This window comes from Pseudomonas sp. Irchel s3f7 (assembly GCF_900187615.1).
Classification (GTDB): domain Bacteria; phylum Pseudomonadota; class Gammaproteobacteria; order Pseudomonadales; family Pseudomonadaceae; genus Aquipseudomonas.
Genome location: NZ_FYDO01000029.1, coordinates 1 through 24,909, shown reverse-complemented (window position 1 = coordinate 24,909; position 24,909 = coordinate 1). Strand labels below are relative to the sequence as shown.

Sequence of the window (24,909 nt, the reverse complement as noted above, 5' to 3'; positions counted from 1 at the left end):
CTGTGGAAAAAAGTGCCGCAGTTTATCAACTGACGACCCGCAGCGCCTTACCGCTGAAGTATCCCAAGGCGTTTTCGGTGACTTGGCCCACGATTCGCTGCCGCGCTTCGCGACTGCCCCAGGCGTTGTGCGGGGTAACGATCAGGCGCGGGATGTCGTTGGCCAGCAGCGGATTGCCGTTGATGGGAGGCTCGACACTTAATACGTCTGTGGCTGCGCCGCCCAAATGACCGTTGCGCAAGGCGTCGGCCAGGGCTTGTTCGTCGATCAGGCCGCCGCGTGCGGTGTTGACCACGAAAGCGCCGGGCTTCATGGACGCCAGCTCACGGGCGCCGATGAAGTGTCGAGTGTGTTCGTTGAGCGGGCAGTGCAAGGTCAGTGCGTCAATTTGCGGCAGCAGTTCTTCCAGCGGCAAACGGTCGGGCCGGGCAGGGCGCCCCGGGATCTGGCCGAGTAGCACACGCATGCCGAACGCTTCGGCCAGTCGCGCGACTGCACCACCCAGTTCGCCGTGTCCCAGCAGGCCGAGGGTTTTGCCTTCCAGTTCGACAATCGGGAAGTCCAATAAACAGAACTGTTTTGCCTGCTGCCAGCGCCCTTCGCCGACCGCTTTTTGATAATCGGCCAGGCGCGTGGCGAGGTTGAGCAACAGCATGATCGTGTGCTGCGCCACCGACGGCGTGCCGTAGCCCTGGCAGTTGCACACGGTAATCCCATGGGCGCGGGCGGCGGCGAGGTCGACGTTATTGGTGCCGGTGGCCGTGATCAGGATCAGCTTGAGATCGGGGCTGGCGGCCATGGCGGCGGCATCGATGGCAATTTTGTTGCTGATGGCGACGGTGGCGCCCTTGAGGTGATCGATCACTTGATCCGGCAGGGTCTGGGCGAACAGCTGCAATTCGCTGAAGCACTGGTGCAACGGGCTGAGATCAAGGTCTCCGAGGTCCAGGGAGGGGTGGTCGAGGAAAACGGCGCGGCGAGTGTTCGTCATCAACTGTACCTTTTGTGCATTGAACTGAAGGCGTAATCTGCCGAGCCTACCAGATGAAATAAATAGTTACGCTTGGCCTAAAGGAGCCCCACATGTACTGGACAGAGTTCTTGACCGTTGCCCTGATTCACTTGCTGGCTGTAGCCAGCCCCGGCCCGGACTTTGCCGTGGTGGTACGTGAAAGTGTTACCCACGGTCGGCGCGCGGGTACGTGGACTGCGCTGGGTGTGGGCACAGCGATTTTCCTGCATGTGGGCTATTCGCTGCTGGGCATTGGTTTGATCGTGTCCCAGTCGATTGTGCTGTTCAATGCGCTGAAATGGGCCGCTGCCGCTTACCTGCTGTACATCGGCTACAAGGCGCTGCGCGCGAAACCGGCCACGCCTGTGGCGGACGATTTGCACAAGGAGGCTGGTGAGCGCACTGCTCGTGGGGCCTTCACCTCCGGTTTTGTTACCAACGGTCTGAACCCGAAAGCCACGCTGTTTTTCCTTTCGCTGTTCACCGTGGTGATCAATCCCCACACACCGCTGGCGGTGCAGGCTGGCTACGGCGTTTATCTGGCGGTGGCGACGGCAGCCTGGTTCTGCCTGGTGGCCATGCTGTTCAGCCAACAGCGCGTGCGCGCCGGTTTCGCCCGTATGGGCCACTGGTTCGACCGCACCATGGGCGCGGTGCTGATCGCGATTGGCGTGAAGCTCGCGTTCACCGAGATGCACTGATCAATCACACATCCCCTACGATGAAAGCCCACGAATGCTGGCGCAACGCTAGCATTTGCGCGGTTCTGCAAATCATTCCTTTGGCTGATTTGGCTGGCGAACAAGCGCACTACAGTGCGTACTTTCAGCCAAGACCGTGCAGTCAGAAAAAGGGATTCTTATGTTGCAGACTCGCGTTATCCCCCCAGCCGAAGGCGCTTACCAGTATCCGCTGCTGATCAAACGGCTGCTGATGTCCGGCGCTCGTTATGAGAAAACCCGCGAGATCATCTACCGCGACCAGTTGCGGTACAGCTATCCGACCCTGATTGAACGGGTCGCCCGTCTGGCCAACGTGCTCACGGCGGCCGGTGTCAAAGCCGGGGATACCGTGGCGGTCATGGACTGGGACAGCCATCGTTATCTGGAATGCATGTTTGCCATCCCGATGATCGGCGCCGTCATCCACACCATCAACGTGCGTCTGTCGCCGGAACAGATCCTCTACACCATGAACCATGCCGAGGACCGCTTCGTGCTGGTCAACAGCGAGTTCACCGGGTTGTACAACGCGATTGCCGGTCACCTGACCACGGTCGAGAAAACCCTGCTGCTGACCGACCTGCCGGAAAAGACCGCCGACCTGCCGAACCTCATCGGCGAATACGAACAGCTTCTGGCTGCCGCGAGCCCGCAGTACGACTTCCAGGATTTCGACGAGAATTCCGTCGCGACCACGTTCTATACCACCGGCACCACGGGCAACCCCAAAGGCGTGTACTTCACCCATCGGCAACTGGTGCTGCACACCATTGGCGTGTCGACCATCATGGGTTCGATCGACAGCGTGCGTCTGTTGGGCACCAACGATGTGTACATGCCGATCACCCCGATGTTCCACGTGCACGCCTGGGGCCTGCCGTATGTGGCGACCATGCTCGGCCTCAAGCAGGTGTACCCCGGCCGCTATGACCCGGAATACCTGGTGGAGCTATGGCGCAAAGAGAAGGTCACTTTCTCCCATTGCGTCCCGACCATCCTGCAGATGCTCCTCAATGCCAAGGCTGCGCAAAACACCGATTTCGGCGGCTGGAAGATTGTCATCGGTGGCAGCGCACTGAACCGCTCGCTGTACGAAGCCGCCAAGGTCAAGGGTATCCAGCTGACCGCCGCCTATGGCATGTCGGAAACCGGACCGCTGGTGTCATGCGCGCACCTCAACGATGAATTGATGGCCGGCAGCGAAGACGAACGCACCACCTACCGGATCAAGGCTGGCGTGCCAGGGCCTTTGGTGGAAGCGGCGATTGTCGATGCCGAGGGTAACTTCCTGCCGGCCGATGGCGAGACCCAGGGCGAATTGGTGTTGCGTGCGCCGTGGCTCACCGAGGGCTATTACAACGAACCGCAAAAAGGCGCAGAGCTCTGGGCCGGGGGCTGGCTGCACACCGGTGATGTGGCGACCCTGGACAGCATGGGCGTGATCGACATACGGGACCGGATCAAGGATGTGATCAAGACCGGAGGTGAGTGGGTTTCCTCCCTGGACCTGGAAGACCTGATCAGTCGTCATCCAGCGGTACGCGAAGTAGCAGTGGTAGGCATCGCCGATCCGCAGTGGGGTGAGCGGCCGTTTGCCTTGCTCGTGCTTCGTGAAGGGCAACAAATCGGGGCCCGTGAGCTCAAGGAGCATCTCAAGCCGTTTGTGGAATTGGGGCACCTGAGCAAGTGGGCGATTCCGAGTCAGATCGCCCTTGTTACTGAAATTCCCAAGACCAGCGTCGGTAAACTCGACAAGAAGAAAATTCGCGTCGACATCACCGAATGGCAAGCCACCAACAGCACCTTTCTCTCGACGCTTTAAGCGTCTGCCGGCGTGCCCAAAAGGCACGCCAGCCCCACCAAGCAAGCGCTTGGCTTGTCAAATTCATAAATTCAGCCATCCTTGCCATGCCGACAGTGTCGGACTGGCGAAAGGACTGTTCCAGAGTGGTTGGCAGGTGCAAATCACACTTTAGAGGGATCAAGCACTACTACCTGCTGGCTATAGTCCGTTCAAGGATTTTTAGAAACGGAGCACACGCACAAACAGGGGCGATGCAACTTTGGAATGACTTTGGGATGCCATGGCTCCCGGTTATCCACAGCGTTTTTAGAAGTGCTAATGCCATAACAATAAAATGCACATGGAGAAGCGTCGATGACATCAGTAAACCAGCTCTGGCGCCGGGCGAAACTGCCTCTGGCTGTCAGTCTTGCCTCTACGCTCGCCGGGCCAGCATTCGGCGTCAGTTTCAACGTTGGTGAAATCGAAGGTCAGTTCGATTCATCCCTGTCGGTCGGTGCCAGTTGGTCTACCGAAAGTGCCAACAAGAACCTCATCGGTGTCAACAACGGCGGCCGAGGCCTGTCCCAAACCTCCGATGACGGTCACCTGAACTTCAAGAGCGGTGAAACCTTCTCGAAGATCTTCAAAGGCATTCACGACCTTGAATTGAAATACGGCGACACCGGCATCTTCGTCCGTGGCAAATACTGGTATGACTTCGAGCTGAAAGACGAAAGCCGTGAGTTCAAGGACATCAGCGACGACAACCGCAAAGAGGGCGCCAAGTCGTCCGGCGGCCAGATCCTCGACGCCTTCGTTTACCACAACTACGCCATCGCCGATCAGCCGGGCTCCGTGCGTCTTGGCAAGCAGGTGGTGAGCTGGGGTGAAAGTACCTTCATCGGCGGCGGCATCAACTCGATCAACCCGATCGATGTGTCCGCGTTCCGTCGTCCGGGTGCCGAGATCAAGGAAGGCCTGATCCCGGTCAACATGTTCTATGTGTCCCAAAGCCTGACCGAAAACCTCTCGACCGAGGCTTTCTATCAGATCGAATGGGACCAGACCGTTGCCGACAACTGCGGCACATTCTTCTCGCAACCCGACGTGATCTCCGATGGTTGCGACAACAACCTGGCAGTACTTCGGACCAAAAACGGGCTGAACAGCGCACTGGCAGGAGCTGGGTTGCCAGCGAGCCTGCGCAATGCCGCCATCAACACGCTTGCCGCACGAGGCGTGTCCTGGGGTGATCCGGACGAAGGCGTGATCGTTCGTCGCGGCCCGGATCGCGATGCCCGCGACAGCGGTCAGTTCGGCGTGTCGTTCAAGTACATGTTCGATCCGCTGGACACCGAGTTCGGTGCTTATTTCATGAACTACCACAGCCGTGCGCCGATCTTCAGCGGACATGGTGCGCCGGCAAGTGCTTACAGCCCGGCGGGTCTGGTGGGCGCGTTGAGGGGCGCAGGTATTCCGGCCAATGTCGCGGCAGGTCTAGCCCCGACGTTGCTGCCATTGCAAGTGGCGGGCAACTCCAGCTACTACGTCGAATACCCTGAAGATATCCGTCTGTATGGTCTGAGTTTCTCTACCACGTTGCCTACCGGTACCGCGTGGAGTGGCGAGCTCAGCTACCGTCCGAATGCTCCGGTTCAACTCAACACCACCGACATTCTCTTCTCCGGTCTGACTCCGCTTAACCCTAGCGTTTCCGTGCTCTCGGGTACACCAGGTCAGGATCAGCAAGGTTATCGCCGCAAGGAAGTGACCCAGCTCCAGACGACGCTTACCCACTTTTTCGATCAGGTGATGGGTGCCGAGCGACTGACCCTGGTTGGTGAGGTTGGCTGGACCCACGTCGGTGGCCTGGAAGACAGCTCCGAAGCGCGTTACGGCCGTGACCCGAGCTACGGCCCTGGCCCGTTGCCGAACAACCAGTGTGTCACGTTGAACACCGGCACCCTGGCGGGTGGGGCGCAAAACAACGTCAGTCGCTACTGCGAAAACGACGGGTTTACGACCGCTAACTCCTGGGGCTACCGCGGCCGCGCCATCTGGGAATACAACGACGTGTTCGCCGGTGTGAACCTCAAGCCGAACGTGGCCTGGTCCCATGACGTCGAAGGTTACTCCCCAGGCCCAGGTGCCAACTTCGAGGAAGGTCGCAAAGCGGTCAGCCTGGGCGTCGATGCCGAGTACCAGAACACCTACACCGCGAGCCTGGCGTACACCAACTTCTTCGATGGCAAGTACACCACTGTGGATGATCGCGACTTCGTTGCGCTCAGCCTCGGCGTGAACTTCTAAGCACTGTATTTTCAGGACGAACGCACATATGAAAATGACCAAGAGTCTGTTCCACGCCGGTGTCCTCGGGTTTTCTCTGCTCGCGACCAGCGTCATGGCGGCGGTCCCTGCGGCCGAGGCGGACAAGCTGGGCAAAAGCCTGACCCCGATGGGTGCCGAAATGTCGGGCAACGCCGACGGCTCGATCCCGGCCTGGAAACCGTTGCCGAAGAACGCCGGCACTGTCGACAGCAAGGGCTTCCTGTCCAACCCTTACGCCAGTGAAAAACCGCTGTTCACCATCACGGCGCAGAACGTCGACCAATACAAGGAAAAGCTTGCCCCGGGCCAGTACGCGATGTTCAAGCGCTACCCGGAAACCTTCAAGATGCCGGTCTACACCTCGCATCGCGGTGCCACCGTGCCGGATGACGTGTTCGCGGCGATCAAGAAGAATGCCACCAACACCAAGCTGGTGTCCGGCGGCAACGGTTTGGAAAACTTCGAAACTGCCGTTCCATTCCCGATCCCGAAAACCGGTGTTGAAGTCATCTGGAACCATATCACCCGCTATCGCGGTGGTAGCGTGACCCGTCTGGTAACCCAGGCGACGCCACAGCCGAACGGCTCGTTCAGCCTGGTGTACTTCCAGGATCAGTTCGTGTTCCGCGACAAAATGAAGGATTACGATCCGGCGAACCCGGGCAACATCCTGTTTTACTTCAAGCAGAAAGTGACTGCCCCGGCACGTCTGGCCGGTGGTGTGCTGCTGGTGCACGAGACCCTCGACCAAGTGAAGGAACCACGTTCGGCGTGGGTCTACAACGCCGGTCAGCGCCGTGTGCGTCGTGCGCCACAAGTGTCCTATGACGGCCCGGGTACCGCTGCCGACGGCCTGCGTACTTCCGATAACCTGGACATGTTCAACGGTGCACCGGATCGTTACGACTGGAAGCTCGAAGGCAAGAAAGAGATGTACATCGCCTCCGACGCCTACAAACTCGACGATCCGAAGCTCAAGTACGCCGACATCATCAAGGCCGGTCACATCAACCAGGACCTGGCTCGTTACGAGCTGCGCCGGGTCTGGCATGTGGTTGCAACCCTGAAGGAAGGTCAGCGTCACATCTACGCCAAGCGTGACTTCTACATCGACGAAGACACCTGGCAAGCAGCGGTCATCGACCATTACGACGGTCGTGGTCAACTGTGGCGCGTCGCCGAGGCTCATGCCGAGAACTACTACGACAAGCAAGTGCCGTGGTACGCCCTCGAAGCGCTGTACGACCTGCAATCGGGCCGTTACCTGGCGCTGGGCATGAAAAACGAAGAGAAGTCCGCGTATGACTTCGGCTTCACGGCGACCACCAGCGACTTCACTCCGGCCGCCTTGCGCCAGGAAGGTGTTCGCTAAGGTGAGCTGAGCAGAGGCCGCATCCTCTCTAGAGAAACGCCCCGACTGGTTCGGGGCGTTTTTTTTTGTTCGTAGACTTTTTGTAGCCATTTGTAGCAATTACCTTCATTCCCTAGCCGATTACGGCTAGTCTGCGGACATCTGCACGCCGCCACCCGCAATTCAAACAAGAGCCGGCTATGACTGATTTGTCTACACCCAAAGGTTCTGCAACTGCTGCTGTCGCGACACTGGACGGGCGATTCTTTCGTCCGCCATTGCCCGACGGTCATGTCCTGCGACCGCGTTTGTGCGAGCGACTGAGCGCCGGTCTTGAAGGACGGTTATTGCTCGTCAGTGCACCGGCGGGGTTTGGCAAAAGTTCGTTAGCGGTGGAGTTCTGTCAGGCGTTGCCGAATCACTGGCGTAGCCTCTGGTTGGGGCTGAGCCCTCGGGACAGTGATCCCGGTCGATTTCTCGAGCGTTTGCTGGAAGGTCTGCAGGACTATTTTCCGCAGCTTGGTCGGCAGTCTCTCGGACTGCTGAAAATGCGTCAGCGCCATCAGCCGTTTGCCTTCGAAGAGTGGCTGGACGGCTTGCTCGACGAGTTGGCCGAGCACCTGTCTACGGCTTCGCCGCTGCTGCTGGTGCTGGATGATTATCATCTGGCCCAAGGCCCGGTTCTGGATCGTTGCCTGCAATTTTTCCTCAATCACCTTCCCGACGGCTTACTGGTGATGGTCACCAGTCGCCAGCGCCCGGACTGGCATCTGGCGCGGCTGCGGCTGTCACGCCAACTGCTTGAGTTACATGAACAAGACTTGCGTCTGACTCGCGATGAAGCCTTGAGCCTGCTTGCTCGCCACAGCACGTCCCTGCGTGGCGAAGCGCTGGAAAGCCTGATCCAGCGCAGCGAGGGCTGGGTTGCGGGATTGCGTTTCTGGTTGCTGGCCGCGACAGAGGCGGGCACCGAGGGCGCATTGCCTCAATCGCTGCACGGTGGGGAAGGGCTGATCCGCGATTACCTGCTCGAAGAAGTCATCGATTGCCTGCCCGCCGAAGTGCAATCGTTCCTCTACGATACGGCGCCCCAGGAGCGCTTTTGCAGCGAACTGTGCGACGCCGTTCGCGATGCCCATGACAGCGCGGAGATCCTGCGCTTTCTGCTGGCCCATCAGGTGTTTTTGGTACCGCTCGACGAGCACGGGCACTGGTATCGTTATCACCATCTGTTTTCCGATCTGTTGCGCACTCGGCCCGCCGCTCAGTCGATGGTGCCGGCGGCGAGCCTGCACCTGCGTGCGTGCCGCTGGTTCAACGCCCAGGGCCTGCTCGACGAGGCGGTGGAACAGGCCTTGCGTGCCGGTCACCTGGATGTCGCGGCGAACCTGGTGCAAAACCTTTCCGAAGAGCAACTGCTGGCCGAGCAGAACGTCGGCATGTTGCTGCGCTGGAAAATGGACTTGCCCGACAGCCTGCTGATCAGCACGCCACGCTTGATCGTGCTGTACAGCTGGGCGTTGGGGATGGCTTGTCAGCTGGATGCTGCCGAGGAGCTGGCGAGTCATTTGAGTCGCTTCCTGCCGGCGCCCTCGGCCACCGCGCAGAAATCCATGCTGGCCCAGTGGCTGGCGTTGAGCGGCATCATCGCGCGTGGCCGGGGCAATCGTGAGCTCACGCTACAGTATTGCCGGGAAGCGCTGGAAAGCCTTCCGTCCAAGCGTTACGGGCAACGTCTGATGTGCCTTTCGACCTTGTCCAACCTGGCCATAGCCGATGGGGATTTGTGGCGCGCTCGAGGGCTGAACCGCGACTCGCTGGAGTTGGCGCAACGCGTCGGCAACCCTTTGTTTGAAGCATTGGCCCATTACGATCGTGCCCGGGTCCTGCAAGCACGCGGGGAGGTCTGTCGGTCACTTGAAGAAGTTCGTCAGGGGTTGCAGCGCCTGCAAGGGTTGTCCTCGCAACGACTCTATGCCGTTCGTGCCCGACTGACCTTGTACGAGGGTTTGTTACTGGCTCTGCGCCTGCAACCCCAAGCGGCGCGGGTACGATTGCAGGCTGGCTTGAGTGAAGCCCGCGCCTGCCGCGATATCAGCGTATTGATCGGTCATTGCGTGATTGCCAGGCTCGACGGCAGCAGTGGCGAATTCGCCAAAGCCTTTGCCGAGCTCGCCGAAGCCGAACGTTTGATGCACATCTGGGATGTGCCGCCGATCTACTATCTGGCAATGATCACGCTGGTCAAATGTGAGCTTTGGCTGGCGCAGGGACGTACCGACCTGGCCGAAGCCTGGCTGGCGCGACTGGGGCAGACTTACAACGGCGAACACGCCGCGGCACCGCCGGAGTTTCACCCGCAACTGCCGCTGCACATTGAATTGCAACAAGCGTTGCTCGAGTCCATTCAGGGCCAGCCGATGCTGGCCGAGGGGCGTTTGAACACGCTGATCGAGCATGGTCAGCAATCAGGGCGACAGATGCTCAGTGCCATGGCGCTGACTCAAAAAATCACGTTGTTGCTGGGGAATGGGCGCGAGCCGGAAGCACGCAAGGCACTGGTGCAAGCACTGGACGCTGCCGGTGGCGGTGTTTTGCAATCGTTCGAAGGCTTGTTGGCCGAGCATCCGGACTGGTTGCGCGCGCAGCTTCAACTCAACCCGTCGACGCCCGTTTCACAGAGCCTTATCGAAAAGTTGCCGGCCTCGGTGGCTCGCTCCGATCTGGAGCCCTGTGCGGCGGCGGAACAACTCAGTGCACGGGAACTGGCCGTCCTGCGATTGATCGCCCAAGGCTGTTCGAACCAGGAAATCAGCGACCAGTTGTTCATTTCCCTGCACACGGTCAAGACGCATGCCAGCCATATCAACAGCAAACTCGGGGTTGAGCGACGTACACAAGCGGTGGCGCGGGCCAAGGCGTTGGGGATGCTGGGTTAAGAAGTTTTCACGTTACACATCCGGGTAAATGCTTCGATCCACAATTGTGCGAAAATCCCCCGTCCCCGTTTATCGAGCAGGCTCCGATGTCACAGCACCCCACCTTGATCCGCGAAACCTTCCCCGTCGGCCCGTTGCAGTGCAACTGCACGATCATCGGTGATCCGGTAACGAAAAAGGCGATAGTTGTCGATCCGGGTGGCAATCATGAGCTGATCCTGGCGCGGCTCGACGCCCTGGGTCTGAAAGTGGTCAGTATCATCCACACCCATGCGCACCTGGACCATTTCCTGGCTTCCGGCCAGTTGAAAGAAAAAACCGGCGCGACGCTGCATTTGCACAAAGAAGACCAGTTCCTTTGGGACAATCTTGAAATGCAGTGCCAGATGTTCGGTGTGCCTTACACTCCGGTGCCATCGCCGGATCGCTGGCTGGCCGATGATGAAGCGTTGGACTGCGGCTGCGGTGTCGCACTGCACACGCCGGGTCATACGCCGGGGTCCATGAGTTTCTGGTTTGCAGACGCCAAGCTGCTGATTGCCGGTGACACGCTGTTTCGTCGCGGTGTCGGGCGCACGGATTTATGGGGGGGCGATCAGGCGACCATTGTGCGTTCGATCAAGCAGCGGCTGTACACACTCGATGAAGACGCAACGGTGGTAACCGGGCATGGTCCGGATACCCGACTGGGCGATGAAATGCGCGAAAATCCTTTTGTGCGAGCCTGATTTGCCGTTGTGAAAGCAAGGCGGAATTTTTATCCACATTAATGATCCAACGCCCGCAAAGGCCGATGCCTTGGCCCGTTGCGCCACAGAATGCAAAACGTAGGAGCTTTACATGTTCACCACTCGTCGTTTGATGATTGTCGCTACTGCCGTGGCCGTACTGTCCGGCTGTGCTTCGCCCAACCCTTATGACGGTCAGCCGCAGGGCCAGACGGATACCGGCTCCCAAGGCATGAGCAAAACCGCCAAATACGGTGGTCTCGGTGCGTTGGCCGGTGCTCTGGCCGGTGCCGCCATCAACCACGATAACCGTGGCAAGGGCGCGTTGATCGGTGCCGCAGTTGTCGGTGCTTCCGCTGCCGGTTATGGCTACTACGCCGATCAGCAAGAGAAAAAACTGCGCGCCAGCATGGCCAACACCGGTGTTGAAGTGCAGCGCCAAGGCGACCAGATCAAACTGATCATGCCGGGCAACATTACGTTCGCCACCGACTCGGCGAACATCGCACCAAGCTTCTATCAGCCACTGAACAACCTGGCTGGCTCCCTCAAAGAGTTCAACCAGAACCAGATCGAAATCGTTGGCTACACCGACAGCACCGGCAGCCGCCAGCACAACATGGACCTGTCCCAGCGTCGCGCCCAGAGCGTAGCGACCTACCTGACGTCGCAAGGTGTCAGCGGTACCAACCTGAGCGCCCGTGGCGCCGGCCCGGATAATCCGGTAGCCAGCAACGGTGACACCAACGGCCGTGCACAGAACCGCCGTGTCGAGGTCAACCTCAAGGCGATTCCTGGTCAGCAGTATGGTGCTCAGCAGTAAGCACTTTTCAGGCTTAACGCAGTAAACCTGTGGGCGAGCCTGCTCGCGAAGCGGTATGTCAGTCAGCAACACAGTCGACTGGTACAACCTCTTCGCGAGCAGGTTCGCTCCCACATTGCGTTTCTAGTTGGCTTCTTTTACCGCACTGAGAAACGCGCGGGTACGTTCCTGCTGTGGATGTTCGAAGATCTGCGCCGGTGATCCCTGCTCGTGAATCTGCCCCTTGTAGAAGAAACACACGCGATCGGCGAACTCCCGGGCAAATCCCATCTGGTGCGTGACCATCAGCATGGTCAGGTTATGTTCGGCACCTAGCTTGCGGATAACGTTGAGCACTTCGCCGCACAGCTCCGGATCGAGTGCCGAGGTCACTTCGTCAAAAAGCATGACTTTGGGACGCATGGCCAACGCGCGGGCTATGGCCACCCGTTGTTGCTGTCCACCGGACAGCTGCGAAGGGTAGTGCCCCAGTTTGTTGCCCAGGCCCACCAGCTCCAGCAAATCCGCTGCTCGTTCGCGTGCTTCGGCGGGTTTCATGCCCAGCACCTGCACTGGCGCTTCAATGACGTTTTGTAAGGCCGTCATGTGCGGAAACAGGTTGAAGCTCTGGAACACCATGCCGATCTTGCCGCGAACGCGACGGATATGCCGGTCGTTTGCAGGCACCAGCACGCCGTTGCGATTGGGCATATGGGTCAACAAGTCGTCCTCGATGCGGATCAATCCGTCATCAATCCCCTCAAGCGTCATCAACACCCGCAACAGCGTGGATTTTCCCGAGCCGCTTGGGCCGATGATCGCTACTTTTTCTCCCGACGTGACATCCAGGTTCAAGTGGTCGAGCACCGTGAAATTGCCGTAGCTCTTAGTGACGTCCTGGAAGCTGACAATCGGCTTGACCGGTTTCGATTCAGGCATGGCACAGGCCTCTTGCGGGTGCAGTGATGTCAGGGTGCCGTGTCGGGAAAGGTCGTCGGAGGTCGAGATAGGAGAAGTCATTAGCGTAGCTCCAGGCGCAGTTCAAGGCGCCGTACCAGATAAGCCAAAGCGATGCTCAGGGCGAGGAAAAACAGACCGACCATGGTGATCGGCTCCAGGTAGCGGAAGTTCTCGGAACCAATGTTCTTGGCTTGCTGCATGATCTCGACCACGGTAATGGCCGACAGCACCGGCGTGTCCTTGAGCATGGCCACCAGGTAATTGCCCAGCGGCGGCAGGATCGGCCGAAGGGCCTGGGGGAGGATGATGTTGCGGTACGCGCTATAAGGCGCGATGTTCAACGCCGTAACGGCCTCCCACTGCGCCCGCGGCACGGCGTCGAGGCCACCGCGATACACCTCGGCGATGTAGCAGGCGTAATGCACACCAATGCCGATCACCCCCACCTGCATGGCTGTCATGCTCACGCCGTAATTGGGCAGCACGTAATAGAGGAAATACACCTGGATCAACAACGGCGTGCTGCGGATGAATTCGATCACCCCGGCGGTTGGCCACGATAACCAGAACAGGCGACTGCGTCGGCCGATGGCCAGAAACAACCCCAGTACAATGGCGATCAGGAAACCGAGCAGGGTAATGCCCACGGTGTTCAGCGATGCCCGCAGCAAATCGGGCAGGATCTGCCAGGCATATGTCCAGTCGAACAGGGTCATGACAGACCTCCACGCATCCGGCCGCGAGCCAAACGTCGCTCAACGCTGCGCATGCCGAGGTTGATCGCTTGAGCCAGAACGAAGTACATCACCAGAGCCAGGCTGAAGATTTCCAGGGTCTGGAAAGTGGCCTGGTCCAGTTGTCGGGCCCGGAAGCTGAGGTCCGACAGGGTGATCAGCGAGACCAGCGACGTATTTTTCAGCAACTCGATCAGCAGGTTGGTGCCCGGTGGAATGGCCGCCAGCAACGCCTGGGGCAAAATGATTCGCCGAAGGCGCTTGTAGCCGCTGAAGTTCAATGCAGTCGCCGCTTCGTACTGACCTTTGGCAACGGAGCTGATCGCACCGCGCATCACCTCCGCGCCGTAAGCACCGATGTGTAAGCCAAGGCCGACAATGGCCACGCTGTAGGGGCTCAGTTCGAGATTGAACGGTGGCAGCGGCAACACGAAAAACAACCAGAACAATTGCACCAGCAACGACGTGCCGCGGAACACTTCAATGTAGGCGACCGAGAACCAGCTCAGCGGCCGCCACGGCGACATGCGCCCCAGCGCCGCCAGAATGGCCGCGACAATCGCCAGGATCGAGCCCAAGAAGGTCACCTGGAGCGTGACCCAGGCGCCTTGTATCAAAAGCGGAAGTAACTCACCCATTGTTCACACCTGCGTGGTTCAACATCCGGAGTCAGCAGGGAAATAGGCATCGCGCCAGGGCGCCATGCCCGTTTCGACTATTGAGCGCAGAGCTCGGCAGCCGTTTTGCTTGTCACGTTGGATTTGTCGAAGCCGAAAGGGGCAACCGTCTTGAGATGTTCTTCGGAACCCAGCCACTTTTTCAGTTCGGCGTTGACCGCATCACGCAGGTCCTTGTCTTCCGGGCGGAAGGCGAGGGCGCCATAACCTGTGTGCGAGGGGTCATCCTTGAACTCGGTGACCGCTTCGACCTTGTCGCCGCCTTTGCTGGCCAGGCCTTTCATGGTCAGCTGGGTGCCGACGGCCGCATCGGCACGCCCGGCGCGCACGGCTTGCAACTGCGCGGTGGTGTCCGGTACCTGGAGGATCTGCGCGTCCTTCACGCCAGAATCCCGCGCGTATTTCAGGTTGACCGTGCCGGCCATGATCGCCAGTTTCACATCCGGGTTTTTGGCGATGTCTTCATAGCTGTGCAGATTTTTCGGGTTGCCTTTGGCTGTCAGGAGTGCGTCGGGCAACTGGTATTGCGGATCGGTGAAGATGACCTGCTTGCAGCGCTCGGGCGTGATGTACATGCCTGCGGCAATCACGTCGAAACGTCCGGCGCGCAGGCCGGGGATCAACGAGCCCCATTCGGTCAGTACGCCGTCGACTGTCTTGATGCCCATTTTTTCAAAGATGACCTTGGCGATTTCCGGTGATTCACCGGTGACTCTGCCGTCGGTTTCAGTGAAGGCGAACGGGGTTTCGTTTGCATAACCAATGCGGATGCTGCTGTTCTTCGTGATGGTTTCCAGCGTCGTGGCGTAGGCGCTGGTGGCCAGGCCGAATATCGCGCAAGCGACGAACAGGTGGCGCAAGACATGGGGAGTGCGGGGAATGGAATTGCTCATCGATAAAATCTCCTGTTTCTTGTGGATCCGTCTTTGACGGTTCTGTGGTAGGAGGCAGTGTGACAAGAGCAAAGCGTACGAGGGCTGGTCCACCTGTTGAGCCGAAGCGTGGGGAGACAGTTCCGGTACAGATCGATTGGTTGTTGTTGGTGGCTGGTTCGGCAGCCTGGGCATCGACCTTGTACCGAGCATACAAAAGCACTGTGCAGGATTGCATTGCACTAGGACAATTGCTTTGCGTGGATTCTCGCGGGATGCTGTGGCCACTGGCATGCACGCGGGTCGAACGCCGATGGACAAGTGGAAAGCAGCACTGGAAATCGCCCGTAGTGGCGAGTCGAAATACAAGATCCTCGTTCAGTCGATTGCCGACGATATCGAGCAGGGCGTGCTGGCCAATGATCAGCGGCTGCCGCCGCAACGTAATGTCGCCGATGCCATGGGCATCAGTGTGCAAACCGTCACTAATGCCTACAAGGAACTCGAGCGCCAGGGCCTGGTGAGGTGCGAGGTGGGGCGCGGCAGTTTTGTCTCGCGGCGCATGAGCGACCGGGTTGCCACGTATATTCTCGACAGCCCCGAACGAGCGCTGGTGGATTTTTCCATCACGCGGATCATGCACACCCGTGAGCATGACCAGTTCTGGCGCGAAACCTGTCGCGAACTCAGCACCGAAGAGGATCAGCCCTGGATTCACGCGTTTCGCCCGATTGCCGGTTTCGAGTCGCACCGTGAAGCGGCGATGCACTGGATCGCGCGGCAAGGCCTGCGGGTCGAGCGCGACGACATTCTGATCACCAACGGCGCTGCCCACGCCATTTTTCTGGCCTTGGCATCCCTTGCCGGCCCGGATGATGTAGTGCTTTGCGAAGGGTTGACCGACCACGGTGTGATCGGCAATTCCCAGGTGCTCGGGTTTACCCTCAAGGGTCTGGAGATGGACCGACATGGCATCGACCCCGAGCATTTCGAGGACATGTGCAGCAACGAGCGCATCACCGCTCTGGTCTGTACGCCAAACCTGAACAACCCGACCACCAGCCTGATGCCGGACAGCCGTCGACGGGAAATTGCCGAGATCGCTCGGCGGTTTGGCGTGCACATTATCGAAGACGATGTATATGGCCCTCTGCTGGACGAGCGCCGGGCACCACCGATCAGCCACTATTTGCCGGAACTGTCGTTTTATTGCACCAGCATGACCAAGTCGGTGCTCACGGGTTTGCGCGTCGGATATCTGGTGATGCCAAAGCGGCTGGCATTGCGCACCGAAAGTATTTTGCGGGTCAATAGCTGGATGGCAACGCCTATGGTCGCGGAGATCGCCACGCGCTGGATTCGCGACGGGCGCGCCGACACCCTGGTGGACCTGCAACGCAAACTCCTGTCCGGTCGGCAAGCAATGGTCAGCGAGTACCTGGACGAGTACCTGCTTGGCCAGCATCCCTATGCATTGAATGCCTGGATCGGCATTCCCCCTCATTGGGAAGTCGACAGCCTGGTGCGGGCGCTGCGCCACAAGCACATTGCGGTCACTTCGCCCGACCCGTTCACGGTGCGTGGCACGCCCAGGCCCCGGGCAGTCCGGGTGTGTGTCGGTGCCGAATGCAGCGACGACGAAATGCGCGATGCGCTGATGGGCATGCGCGAAATCTTCGGTCAGTACCCGCAGATCCATGATTTTTGAGCGGGCAACCGGTGCCAAAAAGTTTGTCGACTAAATTGCCCTAGTACATTCATCACGACAATCCAGCCCTCTTAGACTGCGCCCAACACCTCACTTGGGACGCGGTCATGTCAGTGCTGCTAAACGATATCTACCTCGCCCGCCAACGTATTCAATCGCTGGTCCGGTGCACGCCCATGGAACATTCGCCCAGCCTGTCCCGGCGGTTGGGCGTGCCGGTGTACCTCAAGCTCGAATCCCAGCAAATCACCGGCAGCTTCAAGTTGCGTGGCGCGAGCAATGCCGTGGCCCAACTCAATGCCGAGCAAAAGGCGTGTGGCGTGGTCGCCGCGTCGACGGGCAATCATGGGCGGGCACTGGCCTATGCCGCATCGCAGCAAGGTGTGAAGGCGACGATTTGTCTATCGCATCTGGTGCCGGGAAATAAAGTTCAGGCCATTCGTGATCTCGGTGCGCAAGTGCGCATCGTCGGCCAGTCCCAGGACGATGCCCAGTGCGAAGCCGAGCGTATTGCCCGCGAGCAGGGCGCCACTCTGCTACCTCCATTCGATCACCCTGCCGTCATCGCCGGCCAGGGCACACTGGGGCTGGAGATCCTTGAACAACTGCCGGATGTCGCTCAAGTACTGGTGCCGTTGTCCGGCGGTGGTCTGTTTGCCGGCGTGGCACTGGCCCTCAAAAGCGCCAACCCGCAGATCGTTACGCATGGCATCAGCATGCAGCGCGGCGCGGCCATGCACGCCAGCCTGTCCACCGGACATCCCGTGGAAGTCGAGGAACTGCCGACCCTCGCCGACTCCCTCGGCGGCGGCATCGGCCTGGACAACCGTTACACCTTCAACATGACCCGCGACACCTGCGACCACCTGCATCTGCTCAGCGAAGCTTCCATCGCCCATGCCTTGCGCCATGCCTATCGCGAAGAGCGCCTGGTACTCGAAGGCGCGGCGGCGGTGGGAATTGGCGCTGTGCTTGATGGTTTGATCGAACCGCGTGGGCCGATCGTGGTGGTGGTCAGCGGTCGCAATGTCGACGTCGACCAGCATCTGCGTGTGCTGGCCGGCGCGGATGCGTGAACTCAATCAAAAATCAGACTGGAGTGCAGCGTTGATGAGTGAAATCACCCTGTTGAGCGAAGCGGATCTGCGAGCCTGCGTGGCCCTTGATCTGCCGAGTATCGAAGCCATCGAGCAAGCCTTCCTGCTGCTGGCCACCGCCGCCGTGGACATGCCGCCGATCCTGCGCCTGGACATCCCCGAGCATAACGGCGAAGTGGACGTGAAGACGGCGTATCTACCCGGACTGGAGCGCTTCGCAATCAAGGTCAGTCCGGGATTTTTCGACAACCCGAAACTCGGTCTGCCGAGCCTCAACGGCATGATGATGCTGCTGTCAGCACGCACCGGTTTGCTCGATGCCTTGTTGCTGGATAACGGCTACCTGACAGCCGTGCGCACGGCGGCGGCGGGCGCCGTGGCCGCACGTGCATTGTCGCGGTCCGACAGTCGCAGCGTGGCGCTGATCGGGGCCGGCGAGCAGGCGGCGTTGCAACTTCAGGCTTTGCGGCTGGTACGGCCGATCGAGAGCGTGCGGGTTTGGGCTCGCGACTACGCCAAGGCCGAAGCCTTCAGTGTCGATCTGGCGCGTGACAGCGGGCTGGCGGTCAGGCTGTGCGCAAGTATCGACGAGGCCATGGATGGCGTGGACATCGCCATCACTTGCACGCCGAGCCGCGAGCCCTTGATTGACGTGCGGCATTTGCAGCCTGGCCTGCACATCACGGCCATGGGTTCAGATGCCGAGCACAAAAACGAAATTGCCCCCAAAGCCCTGGCTCAGGTCGATTGCTACGTGGCGGATCGCTTGAGCCAGACCCGCATTCTCGGCGAGTTGCATCACGCCCTGGAAGCTGGCGTCCTCAGCGACGAGTCCGACTTCGCAGAGTTGGGGCAGGTGCTGGCCGGGCAGTGTCCCGGTCGCACAAATGAAACACAAATCACTTTGTGCGACCTCACCGGCACCGGTGCTCAGGACACGGCCATGGCCAACCTGGCATTCGAGCGCGCGCGTTCGGCAGGCAAGGGATTCCAGTTCGGCAGTTAACCGGTTTTTTCATCCGCGTGTCATTTATCAGAGGGCAGGTGCATGTCTCAGATAGTCGTCAATCTCCCGTTCGAACGGGGGGAATATGCCCAGCGTCTGGCCAAGGTTCGAGCGGCCATGCAGGCGCAGGGCATCGAGTTGTTGCTGGTCACCGATCCGTCGAACATGGCCTGGCTGACCGGCTACGACGGTTGGTCGTTTTATGTCCATCAGTGCGTGCTGCTGGCGCTCGACGGCGAGCCCGTGTGGTTCGGTCGCGGGCAGGATGCCAATGGCGCCAGGCGCACGGTGTTCATGCGGCAGGAGAACATCGTTGGTTATCCGGACATCTACGTGCAGTCCCGGGAACGTCACCCGATGGATTACCTGTCGCGGGAAGTCATCAGCGCCCGTGGTTGGGACGCGCTGACCATCGGTGTGGAGATGGACAACTATTACTTCAGCGCTGCGGCTTACCTGTCGCTGAAAAAACACTTGCCGAGTGCCACGTTGGTGGATGCGGTCGGCCTGGTGAACTGGCAACGGGCGATCAAGTCGCCGCAGGAAATCGCCTACATGCGCATCGCCGCTCGCATCGTTGAAAACATGCACGGGCGGATCCTCGAACGGATCGAGCCGGGCATGCGCAAGAATGAATTGGTGGCCGAGATCTACAGCAGCGGCATCCTCGGCGCCGACGGCCATGGCGGTGATTACCCGGCCATCGTGCCTCTGTTGCCGACCGGTGCCGATGCCAGCGCGCCGCACCTGACCTGGGACGATACGCCGTTCGAAAAGGGCGCCGGCACCTTCTTTGAAATCGCCGGTTGCTACAAGCGTTACCATTGCCCGTTGTCGCGCACCATTTACCTGGGCAAGCCGCCGCAGCATTTTCTCGACGGTGAAAAAGCCGTGGTCGAAGGCATCGCCGCCGGGCTTGAAGCGGCCAAACCGGGCAACACCACCGGCGACATCGCGACGGCGTTTTTCAAGGTGCTGGAGAAATTCGGCATCCACAAGGACAGCCGTTGCGGCTACCCGATCGGCATCAGTTATCCACCGGATTGGGGCGAGCGCACCATGAGCCTGCGTCCCGGCGACACCAGCGTGTTGCAACCGGGCATGACCTTCCACTTCATGCCGGGCCTGTGGATGGACGACTGGGGGCTGGAGATCACCGAGAGCATTCTGATCACTGAAACCGGCGTCGAAACCTTGTGCAACGTGCCACGCCAACTGTTCGTGAAGGATTGAATCATGAGCGAATTGCCGGACAACCCAATCAGCGCCACGGTGGATTTCGCCCGTGAAGGCGTGCAGCACGGTTTTCTCAAACTGCCGTATTCCCGGGACGACTCGGCCTGGGGGGCGGTGATGATTCCGGTCACGGTGATTCAACGCGGTGAGGGGCGGACCGCGCTGCTCACCGGTGGCAACCATGGCGACGAATACGAAGGGCCGGTAGCACTGAGCAAACTGGCGCAAAGCCTGTCGGCCAAAGACGTGAGCGGGCGATTGATTATCGTGCCGTTCATGAACACCCCGGCGTTCCATGCCGGGCGACGTACGTCACCGATCGACAAGGGCAATCTCAACCGCAGTTTTCCCGGCAAGCCGGACGGTACGGTGACCGAGAAAATCGCCGACTACTTCACGCGTACCTTGCTGCCATTGGCCGATATCGTGCTGGACATTCACTCCGGCGGACGCACCCTGGATTTCCTGCCGTTCGCCGCTTGTCATGTGCTGCCGGATAAACAGCAGCAGGCGCAATGCGAGGCCGGGATGCGTGCCTTCAATGCACCGTACAGCATGCGCATGCTGGAACTCGATGCCGGGGCGATGTACGACACCGCCGCCGAACGCCAGGGCAAAGTCTTCGTCACCACCGAACTGGGCGGCGGCGGCTCTTCCACGGCGCGCAGCGTGGCGATTGCCGAACGCGGTGTGCGCAATTTGCTGGTGCATGCCGGGATCCTTGACGGCGAGGTGCAGCTCGCACCGTCGATCATGCTCGACATGCCCGACGGCGATTGCTTCATCGCCAGCGAGCACGACGGTCTGCTGGAAATGTGCCGTGATCTGGGGGACAACGTGGAGCAAGGTGAAGTGATTGCCCGGGTGTACGACGCTACCCGAAGCGGCGCGGCGTCGGTTGAATATCGTGCGGCGCGCAGCGGTCTGCTGGCGGCGCGGCATTTTCCGGGACTGGTGCGCTGTGGCGATACCATTGCGGTAATCGCGGATGTATTGAACTAACCCAAAACCCCATGTGGGAGCGAGCCTGCTCGCGATAGCGCCAGCTCATCCAATAAAGACGTGACTGACATGCCGCCATCGCGAGCAAGCTCGCTCCTACAGGGTTTCTCATCCATTCAGGAGATTCTCGGCCCATGCACAAACTCGATCGCTATGACCTGAAAATCCTGCGAATCCTCGCTGAAGACGGGCGTATCACCAAATCGAGCCTGGCTGAGGCGATCAACCTGTCGGTAACGCCTGCGTGGGAGCGGGTGCGCAAACTCGAAAGCCTGGGCTTGATCAAGGGCTACCGGGCGCAGATCGACTGGAACGCGGTGTTCAAAAGCCAACAGGTGCTGGTGGAAATCACCTTGGCTCGACACACCGCGCAGGACATGCGGCGTTTCGAACAGCGCATGAACGAGGCTGCGGAAGTGGCGTTCTGTTACGCCACCGGTGGTGGCGTCGATTACATGGCGATGATCCAGGCACCGGACATTGACCATTACCAGCGCTTCATCGACCAGTTGTTGCTCGACGACCTGGGCATCGAACGCTACTTCACCTACATCGTCACCAAGACCATCAAGACCGGCGGCGCGTTGCCGGCCGAAGTGGCGCAGGAGCTTTGAAAACACGCTATTCCCTGTGGGAGCGAGCCTGCTCGCGATAGCGCCCTTACATTCAACCCTGCATTGACGGGTGTCCCGCCATCGTGAGCAGTATTCACACCGCAAAAATCCCCGATTTACCCCCGCTCAATCAGAAAAAACCACCTGCCGCACCCCGTTCAAACGCCAAATCCCCGAGGTCTTGCTGCCCTAGCATGGTTCTACGCACACGGATTGGAGTGAACGCCATGACCTATAAACATCCACTGCTGTTCAAGGCCCTTTGCTACGTTGACGGCCATTGGGTCCACAGCGACAGCGGTCACAGTATCGCCGTGCATAACCCGGCCGATCAAAAACTCATCGGCCATGTGCCGATGCTCGATCAGCCGCAAATTGTCGCGGCCATCGACGCGGCCCACCGTGCGTTTACCGGCTGGCGCGAACAAAGCCTGGAGGCACGCGGGTTGATTCTGCGACGCTGGGCGGCACTGATTCTTGAGCATCAGGAAGACCTCGCGCGGATTCTCAGCCTGGAGCAGGGCAAGTCCCTGGCCGAGTCCCGCGGTGAAATCGCCTATGCGGTCAGCTTCATTCCCTGGTTCGCCGAGGAGGCGCGGCGCCTTTATGGGCAGAACATTCCCAGCCACATACCCGGTGCGCACCTGGGCACGCTCAAGGAACCGGTCGGTGTCTGTGCGCTGCTGACCCCGTGGAATTTTCCCTCGGCCATGATCACCCGCAAAGCGGCGGCCGCCTTGGCAGCCGGTTGTACCGTGGTGATCAAGCCCGCCCATGAAACACCGTACTCCGCGTTTGCCCTGGCGCAACTGGCGGAGGAAGCGGGTTTCCCGGCCGGTGTGTTCAACGTGGTGCTGGGCGAACCGCAAATGGCCATGCAAACCCTGGTGCAGGACCGTCGCGTGCGCTCGGTGAGTTTCACCGGCTCGACCCGTGTGGGTAAGTTGGTGCTGCAAGCGGCGGCTGCGGATGTAAAGAAGGTATCGCTGGAACTGGGCGGTAACGCACCGTTCATTGTCTGCGCCGATGCCGATCTCGGGCTGGCAGTAAAAGTCGCGGTCGTCGCCAAGTTCCAGACCTCCGGCCAGGATTGCTGTGCGGCCAACCGCATCATGGTCGATCGCTCGATCTACCCGGAATTTCTCAAGGGTTTTGCCTCGGCGGTGCGTGAACTGCGGGTCGGCCCGGCGATGCTCGGCGATCGGGAGCAGAGCGTCGATATCGGCCCGTTGATGCATCAGGCCGCCTTTGATGTCACCGCCGAGCGTGTGGCCGATGCCTTGCAACAGGGGGCGCACCGACTGGTGGGTGGCGAAGCGCATGCGCTTGGTGGCCTGTTCTATCAGCCCACAGTGTTGGCAGACGTCACACCGCAAATGCGCATTTACCGCGAAGAGAACTTTGCGCCGATTGCCGGAGTGATGCCGTTCGACAGCCTTGATCATGCCATTGAGATGGCCAACGACACCGAATACGGTCTGGCCGCCTACATTTGCTCCAATCGCCTGGACCTGATCTACCCGCTGATTCGTCGTCTCGACCACGCCATGGTCGCGGTCAACGGCGTCAAGTTCACCGGCCATCCGATTCCGTTCGGGGGCATGAAAGCCTCGGGGCTGGGCCGTGAAGGCGGCACCGAGGGCTTTGAAGCCTTTGTCGAAACCAAATACTTCTGCCTGCACCATCAAGGCCAGTTCTGAGGAGATCTACCATGAGCCAAGAATTCGATACCCTGTTCGAGCAAGACCGTGCGCATTTCATGCACCCTTCGACCCATGCCCATGACCACGCCAGCGGAGCACTCAAGGGACGCATCATCAAGAGCGCATCAGGCATCCGCATTCGCGACCACGAAGGCCGCGAATTCATCGACGCCTTCGCTGGCCTGTATTGCGTGAACATCGGCTATGGTCGCACCGAAGTCGCCGAGGCCATCTACAAGCAGGCCAAGGAACTGGCCTATTACCATACCTACGTGGGGCATTCGACCGAAGCGATCATCGAACTGTCGAACCGCATAATCGACTGGGCACCGCAAGGCATGAAGAAGGTCTACTACGGCCTCTCAGGTTCCGACGCCAACGAAACCCAGATCAAGCTGGTGCGCTACTACAACAACGTACTGGGTCGTCCACAGAAAAAGAAAATCATCTCCCGAGACCGCGGTTATCACGGCTCGGGCATCATGACCGGCAGCCTGACCGGCCTGCCAACCTTCCATCAACATTTCGACCTGCCGGCCGAAGGCATCAAGCACACCGTGTGCCCCCACTGGTACCGCAAGGCGCCGACTGGCATGGATGAGGCCGCGTTCGTACATTACTGCGCCGACGAACTGGAGAAAATGATCCTTGCCGAAGGCCCCGACACCGTGGCGGCGTTTATCGGCGAGCCGTTGATGGGGACGGGCGGCATCATCGTGCCGCCAGCGGGTTACTGGGCTGCAATTCAAGCCGTGCTGAATAAATACGATGTGTTGCTGATCGCCGACGAAGTGGTCTGCGCTTTTGGTCGCCTCGGCTCGAAGATGGGCAGCCAACGATACGGCATGCGTCCGGACCTGATAACCACTGCCAAAGGCCTGACCAGCGCCTATGCACCATTGTCGGCAGTGATCGTCGGTGAAAAGGTTTGGGATGTCATCGAAAAGGCCTCCGAATCCCAAGGTGCCATGGGCCATGGCTGGACCTATTCCGGACACCCGATCTGTGCCGCAGCGGCGCTGGCCAACCTCGATATTCTGGAGCGGGAAAACCTCACGGCCAATGCCGAGAAGGTTGGCGGCTATCTCAATCGTCGACTGCGTGAAACCCTGGAAGGGCATCCGCTGGTGGGCGAGGTGCGCGGCGACGGCATGCTCGCAGCGGTTGAGTTCATGGCTGATCGCGAACAACGCACACCGTTCGATGCAGCACTGAAAGTCGGCCCGAAAGTCTCGGCGGCTTGTCTTGAGCGCGGCATGATTGCCCGGGCGATGCCCCATGGCGACATTCTTGGCTTCGCGCCGCCGTTGGTCTTGACCGAGGCAGAGGCGGACCTGATTGTTGGCATCACCAAGGACGCAATTGATCAGGTGGCGGGGGAGGTTTTGGGTTAAGTCATTCGGCCGGAGTTCTTTGTGTCGTCCGTTCCGGGCCCATTGCGAGCAAGCTCTGACAGTGATCGATGTCGTACACAACATCTGTGTTCAACAAATAACCCTGTGGGAGATTCTATGTTTGGGGGGAACCCCCAAACATAGAAATAGGCTTGTATTCACTTTGGTTTTTCATCAAGGCAAACAGTACCCGAGCCAGTTTTCTGGCAAGTATCACCAGCGCCTCGGTCCCTTT

General features: G+C 59.8%; 20 protein-coding genes and 1 pseudogene. 15 read left to right on the top strand and 6 right to left on the bottom strand.

Annotated features, from left to right (window positions below):
- Window positions 1-25: 25 nt before the first annotated feature.
- A complete protein-coding gene (locus CKW19_RS22660) occupies window positions 26-991 on the bottom strand; it encodes a 2-hydroxyacid dehydrogenase (protein ID WP_095059960.1) in 966 nt (321 codons plus the stop codon).
- 92 nt (window positions 992-1,083) lie between these two features.
- On the opposite strand from CKW19_RS22660, the gene CKW19_RS22655 reads away from it, so the two are divergent.
- From CKW19_RS22655 to CKW19_RS22625, 7 genes are all read left to right on the top strand, one after another.
- On the top strand, window positions 1,084-1,713 hold the full coding sequence (locus tag CKW19_RS22655; RefSeq protein ID WP_095059958.1) for a LysE family translocator: 630 nt from the start codon (window positions 1,084-1,086) through the stop codon (window positions 1,711-1,713).
- A 160-nt stretch (window positions 1,714-1,873) separates the two neighbouring features.
- On the top strand, window positions 1,874-3,556 hold the full coding sequence (locus tag CKW19_RS22650) for a fatty acid--CoA ligase (RefSeq protein ID WP_095059957.1): 1,683 nt from the start codon (window positions 1,874-1,876) through the stop codon (window positions 3,554-3,556).
- 336 nt (window positions 3,557-3,892) lie between these two features.
- Window positions 3,893-5,830 (top strand): DUF1302 domain-containing protein, encoded by a 1,938-nt coding sequence (locus tag CKW19_RS22645; RefSeq protein WP_095059956.1) that lies wholly within the window; start codon window positions 3,893-3,895, stop codon window positions 5,828-5,830.
- Window positions 5,831-5,858: 28 nt separating this feature from the next.
- Entirely contained in the window at window positions 5,859-7,223 is a 1,365-nt protein-coding gene (locus tag CKW19_RS22640; protein ID WP_095059955.1) for a DUF1329 domain-containing protein, read from the top strand.
- Window positions 7,224-7,402: 179 nt separating this feature from the next.
- Window positions 7,403-10,141, top strand: coding sequence for a LuxR C-terminal-related transcriptional regulator (locus CKW19_RS22635; RefSeq protein WP_095059954.1), 2,739 nt, complete (start codon window positions 7,403-7,405; stop codon window positions 10,139-10,141).
- 86 nt (window positions 10,142-10,227) lie between these two features.
- Entirely contained in the window at window positions 10,228-10,869 is a 642-nt protein-coding gene (locus tag CKW19_RS22630; RefSeq protein ID WP_095059953.1) for an MBL fold metallo-hydrolase, read from the top strand.
- A gap of 112 nt (window positions 10,870-10,981) precedes the next feature.
- A complete protein-coding gene (locus CKW19_RS22625; RefSeq protein WP_095059952.1) occupies window positions 10,982-11,692 on the top strand; it encodes an OmpA family protein in 711 nt (236 codons plus the stop codon).
- 123 nt (window positions 11,693-11,815) lie between these two features.
- Here the strand turns inward: CKW19_RS22625 and ehuA are convergent, their stop codons facing one another.
- The 4 genes from ehuA to ehuB form a co-directional block, all read right to left on the bottom strand.
- Window positions 11,816-12,610 (bottom strand): ectoine/hydroxyectoine ABC transporter ATP-binding protein EhuA, encoded by a 795-nt coding sequence (ehuA, locus tag CKW19_RS22620; protein WP_095059951.1) that lies wholly within the window; start codon window positions 12,608-12,610, stop codon window positions 11,816-11,818.
- An 80-nt stretch (window positions 12,611-12,690) separates the two neighbouring features.
- The gene (ehuD, locus tag CKW19_RS22615) at window positions 12,691-13,347 is read right to left on the bottom strand and encodes an ectoine/hydroxyectoine ABC transporter permease subunit EhuD (protein WP_095059950.1); all 657 of its coding nucleotides are present in this window, start codon (window positions 13,345-13,347) and stop codon (window positions 12,691-12,693) included.
- On the bottom strand, window positions 13,344-14,003 hold the full coding sequence (gene ehuC / locus CKW19_RS22610; RefSeq protein ID WP_095059949.1) for an ectoine/hydroxyectoine ABC transporter permease subunit EhuC: 660 nt from the start codon (window positions 14,001-14,003) through the stop codon (window positions 13,344-13,346). Before ehuC ends, ehuD begins: the two co-directional genes overlap by 4 nt.
- A gap of 77 nt (window positions 14,004-14,080) precedes the next feature.
- Window positions 14,081-14,935 (bottom strand): ectoine/hydroxyectoine ABC transporter substrate-binding protein EhuB, encoded by an 855-nt coding sequence (ehuB, locus tag CKW19_RS22605; protein WP_095059948.1) that lies wholly within the window; start codon window positions 14,933-14,935, stop codon window positions 14,081-14,083.
- A gap of 292 nt (window positions 14,936-15,227) precedes the next feature.
- Here ehuB and CKW19_RS22600 point away from each other — a divergent pair, with 292 nt between their 5' ends.
- The 8 genes from CKW19_RS22600 to CKW19_RS22565 all read left to right on the top strand — a co-directional run bounded on the left by CKW19_RS22600 (window position 15,228) and on the right by CKW19_RS22565 (window position 24,674).
- The gene (locus CKW19_RS22600; protein WP_095059947.1) at window positions 15,228-16,622 is read left to right on the top strand and encodes a PLP-dependent aminotransferase family protein; all 1,395 of its coding nucleotides are present in this window, start codon (window positions 15,228-15,230) and stop codon (window positions 16,620-16,622) included.
- A gap of 107 nt (window positions 16,623-16,729) precedes the next feature.
- A complete protein-coding gene (gene eutB, locus CKW19_RS22595; RefSeq protein ID WP_095059946.1) occupies window positions 16,730-17,698 on the top strand; it encodes a hydroxyectoine utilization dehydratase EutB in 969 nt (322 codons plus the stop codon).
- Between the two features lie 34 nt (window positions 17,699-17,732).
- Window positions 17,733-18,725 carry an ectoine utilization protein EutC gene (gene eutC / locus CKW19_RS22590; protein WP_095059945.1) on the top strand — a complete coding sequence of 331 codons (993 nt, stop codon included), beginning with the start codon at window positions 17,733-17,735 and terminating at the stop codon, window positions 18,723-18,725.
- Between the two features lie 42 nt (window positions 18,726-18,767).
- Window positions 18,768-19,958 (top strand): ectoine hydrolase DoeA, encoded by a 1,191-nt coding sequence (gene doeA / locus CKW19_RS22585; protein ID WP_095059944.1) that lies wholly within the window; start codon window positions 18,768-18,770, stop codon window positions 19,956-19,958.
- Window positions 19,959-19,961: 3 nt separating this feature from the next.
- Entirely contained in the window at window positions 19,962-20,963 is a 1,002-nt protein-coding gene (doeB, locus tag CKW19_RS22580; RefSeq protein ID WP_095059943.1) for a N(2)-acetyl-L-2,4-diaminobutanoate deacetylase DoeB, read from the top strand.
- A 134-nt stretch (window positions 20,964-21,097) separates the two neighbouring features.
- Window positions 21,098-21,577 (top strand): Lrp/AsnC family transcriptional regulator, encoded by a 480-nt coding sequence (locus CKW19_RS22575; protein WP_095059942.1) that lies wholly within the window; start codon window positions 21,098-21,100, stop codon window positions 21,575-21,577.
- 227 nt (window positions 21,578-21,804) lie between these two features.
- A complete protein-coding gene (locus tag CKW19_RS22570; RefSeq protein ID WP_095059941.1) occupies window positions 21,805-23,277 on the top strand; it encodes an NAD-dependent succinate-semialdehyde dehydrogenase in 1,473 nt (490 codons plus the stop codon).
- A gap of 11 nt (window positions 23,278-23,288) precedes the next feature.
- On the top strand, window positions 23,289-24,674 hold the full coding sequence (locus tag CKW19_RS22565) for an aspartate aminotransferase family protein (protein WP_095059940.1): 1,386 nt from the start codon (window positions 23,289-23,291) through the stop codon (window positions 24,672-24,674).
- Window positions 24,675-24,789: 115 nt separating this feature from the next.
- On the opposite strand, the pseudogene CKW19_RS29205 reads toward CKW19_RS22565, so the two are convergent.
- Window positions 24,790-24,909, bottom strand: a pseudogene (locus CKW19_RS29205) (IS110 family transposase); the annotation flags it as partial.

What these genes read in the sequence shown, in the direction of transcription:
- CKW19_RS22660 (WP_095059960.1), bottom strand. Translation starts at nt 991, where the DNA reads ATGACGAACACTCGCCGCGCCGTTTTCCTCGACCACCCCTCCCTGGAC.
- CKW19_RS22655 (WP_095059958.1), top strand. Translation starts at nt 1,084, where the DNA reads ATGTACTGGACAGAGTTCTTGACCGTTGCCCTGATTCACTTGCTGGCT.
- CKW19_RS22650 (WP_095059957.1), top strand. Translation starts at nt 1,874, where the DNA reads ATGTTGCAGACTCGCGTTATCCCCCCAGCCGAAGGCGCTTACCAGTAT.
- CKW19_RS22645 (WP_095059956.1), top strand. Translation starts at nt 3,893, where the DNA reads ATGACATCAGTAAACCAGCTCTGGCGCCGGGCGAAACTGCCTCTGGCT.
- CKW19_RS22640 (WP_095059955.1), top strand. Translation starts at nt 5,859, where the DNA reads ATGAAAATGACCAAGAGTCTGTTCCACGCCGGTGTCCTCGGGTTTTCT.
- CKW19_RS22635 (WP_095059954.1), top strand. Translation starts at nt 7,403, where the DNA reads ATGACTGATTTGTCTACACCCAAAGGTTCTGCAACTGCTGCTGTCGCG.
- CKW19_RS22630 (WP_095059953.1), top strand. Translation starts at nt 10,228, where the DNA reads ATGTCACAGCACCCCACCTTGATCCGCGAAACCTTCCCCGTCGGCCCG.
- CKW19_RS22625 (WP_095059952.1), top strand. Translation starts at nt 10,982, where the DNA reads ATGTTCACCACTCGTCGTTTGATGATTGTCGCTACTGCCGTGGCCGTA.
- ehuA (WP_095059951.1), bottom strand. Translation starts at nt 12,610, where the DNA reads ATGCCTGAATCGAAACCGGTCAAGCCGATTGTCAGCTTCCAGGACGTC.
- ehuD (WP_095059950.1), bottom strand. Translation starts at nt 13,347, where the DNA reads ATGACCCTGTTCGACTGGACATATGCCTGGCAGATCCTGCCCGATTTG.
- ehuC (WP_095059949.1), bottom strand. Translation starts at nt 14,003, where the DNA reads ATGGGTGAGTTACTTCCGCTTTTGATACAAGGCGCCTGGGTCACGCTC.
- ehuB (WP_095059948.1), bottom strand. Translation starts at nt 14,935, where the DNA reads ATGAGCAATTCCATTCCCCGCACTCCCCATGTCTTGCGCCACCTGTTC.
- CKW19_RS22600 (WP_095059947.1), top strand. Translation starts at nt 15,228, where the DNA reads ATGGACAAGTGGAAAGCAGCACTGGAAATCGCCCGTAGTGGCGAGTCG.
- eutB (WP_095059946.1), top strand. Translation starts at nt 16,730, where the DNA reads ATGTCAGTGCTGCTAAACGATATCTACCTCGCCCGCCAACGTATTCAA.
- eutC (WP_095059945.1), top strand. Translation starts at nt 17,733, where the DNA reads ATGAGTGAAATCACCCTGTTGAGCGAAGCGGATCTGCGAGCCTGCGTG.
- doeA (WP_095059944.1), top strand. Translation starts at nt 18,768, where the DNA reads ATGTCTCAGATAGTCGTCAATCTCCCGTTCGAACGGGGGGAATATGCC.
- doeB (WP_095059943.1), top strand. Translation starts at nt 19,962, where the DNA reads ATGAGCGAATTGCCGGACAACCCAATCAGCGCCACGGTGGATTTCGCC.
- CKW19_RS22575 (WP_095059942.1), top strand. Translation starts at nt 21,098, where the DNA reads ATGCACAAACTCGATCGCTATGACCTGAAAATCCTGCGAATCCTCGCT.
- CKW19_RS22570 (WP_095059941.1), top strand. Translation starts at nt 21,805, where the DNA reads ATGACCTATAAACATCCACTGCTGTTCAAGGCCCTTTGCTACGTTGAC.
- CKW19_RS22565 (WP_095059940.1), top strand. Translation starts at nt 23,289, where the DNA reads ATGAGCCAAGAATTCGATACCCTGTTCGAGCAAGACCGTGCGCATTTC.